The organism is Halapricum sp. CBA1109 (assembly GCF_009741825.1).
GTDB lineage: Archaea > Halobacteriota > Halobacteria > Halobacteriales > Haloarculaceae > Halapricum.
Map to the genome: position 1 here is coordinate 1 of NZ_WPCA01000241.1, position 1964 is coordinate 1964.

General features: G+C 67.4%; 1 protein-coding gene and 1 pseudogene. One reads left to right on the forward strand and one right to left on the reverse strand.

Annotated elements, in window-relative coordinates; all coding sequences use genetic code 11:
• The coding region (locus tag GJ629_RS15610) for an alpha-amylase family glycosyl hydrolase (protein ID WP_255475249.1) at positions 1-1212 on the forward strand (1212 nt) is incomplete at its 5' end.
• Positions 1213-1255: 43 nt separating this feature from the next.
• Here the strand turns inward: GJ629_RS15610 and GJ629_RS15615 are convergent.
• Positions 1256-1964: pseudogene (locus tag GJ629_RS15615) on the reverse strand (hypothetical protein); the annotation flags it as partial.

Genomic DNA, 1964 nt, shown 5'->3' on the forward strand with positions numbered 1-1964 from the left:
GTCGAGGCCTGCCACGAGCGGGACATCAAGGTCTGTTTCGACCTCGTGATCAACCACGTCGGCTGGACGAACGAGCAGTTCCAAGACACCATCGCCGAGACGGGCGAGACGCCGTCGACGGTCGGCCAGTTCCCGACGGTCGAGAAGTGGAACAGCGACTCGCCGTACTTCGACTGGTTCGACCGTCAGGAGGGCGCGACCGACACCGACGCCGCGCCCGCCGCCGCGTACTTTTTCGGGACGCGCCTCCAGCCGAACCTCAACTATGGCAATATGGCCGTCCGCGAACACATCCTCGCGGCCGCGGAGTTCTGGGCCGAACGCGTCGACGCCTTCCGGTGTGACATCGCGTGGGGGGTCCCCCACAGCTTCTGGAAGGAACTGCGCCGCCGCGTGCTGGCCATCGACCCCGAGTTCATGTTCTTGGACGAGACCATCCCACGCCAGCCCAGTTTCGCCGAATCGGAGTTCGACGCCCACTTCGACACGACGGGGTTTATGCAGGCCAGCCACGCCGTCGCCCGCGGGGAGCGACCCACCGGCGACCTCGTGCGGGCCATCGAACAGCGCTTTATCGACGGTTTCCCCACGTTCACCCGCCTCCTCAACACCACCGAGAACCACGACGAGCGGCGGCTCTACTACGAGGCAAGGGCCGAGGGCGCGCGCAAGGTGCCGGCCGAGGCCCAGCGGGCGGCGATGGCCGCCGGCTTCGCCCTCCCGGGCGTCCCTTTCATCCTCTACGGGCAGGAGCGACTCATCGGCGAGTACGGCACGCCACGGGAGAGCGTCTACGAAGGACAGGACATCCGCGACGACGACATCAAAAACGACCCCTACAAGCGGGCGTTTATGAACTGGGAGGAGTACCCCGAGGACCACCTCCAGTTTTACAAGCGCCTCATCGACACCTACCACGAACTGGACGTGCTGGGCCCGAGCGCGGACATCGCCAGCGCGCCCCACCGCGGGGCCAACCCCGACGACGTGCTGGTGTTCGGCCGCGAGAACGACGATGACGCCGTCGTCGTCGTGATCAACTTCCACGAGGACCCGTGCACGGTCGACCTGCGAAACGCCGTCGACTCGGTGAACCGCTTCACGGGCGAGGACTGCGCCGTCGAGGGACCGGCCCACGCCACCCGCGTCGAGGTCGACACGCTGGGCATCTTCGAGACGCCCGGCGTCCTCGGCAAGAGCCACCGACCGTAACCGGACAGGGGTCCGTTCTCGACTCCGCCGGAGTCTCGGGGCGTCAGGCACCGTCGACGACGCGGACGCTTGTCTCGGTCGACCCCGTGAGCCAGTCGAGGTCGAACGTGATCGGCCGGCCGAACTCCTCGGTCGGTTCCGACGCGACGAGCGCCGCGTCGACCGTCTCGGTCACGCTGTCGCCGGCCGGCACCAGCATCGAAAGCTGTTCGACCGGTGCCGAGGCCAGATAGCCCGACCTGTCGAGCGCACCCAGAAAACGCGTGTCGGTCGAACCCGTGTTGCTCACGGAGACGGTCACGGGGATGGTCGTGGTGGAGTCAAGCGGGACCGTCTCGGGGGCGTCCAGTGACACGGAGAGCGACGGCGTCGGTGTCGAGAGCCGCCGTCTGGTCGACTCGGGGACTCGCCACTCGCCACCTGGCCAGTTGAGACGCGTGTCCGTGGCGTCGCCCGCGTCGGGGAGGTCGAACAGCAACAGCCCCCGACCCTCCTCGTACCGGCCGGACAGCGTCCGGTAGTTGTCGACCCACCCGGGGTCGTACCACTCACCGTCGAACCACAGACGGAACGTCTCGGGCATCGACTCGGTGTCACCGTTGGCAGGCGCGACCGACAGCGCCAGATACTGCCTGTTCACGTCGCCGGCGACGTAGGTGTAGTCGACGTTCAACTGGACGAACCCCTGTAACAGCGTCTCGACGGCGGCCGACACTGGCGACGACTGTCCGGCGTCGTGGCTGTGACACGCG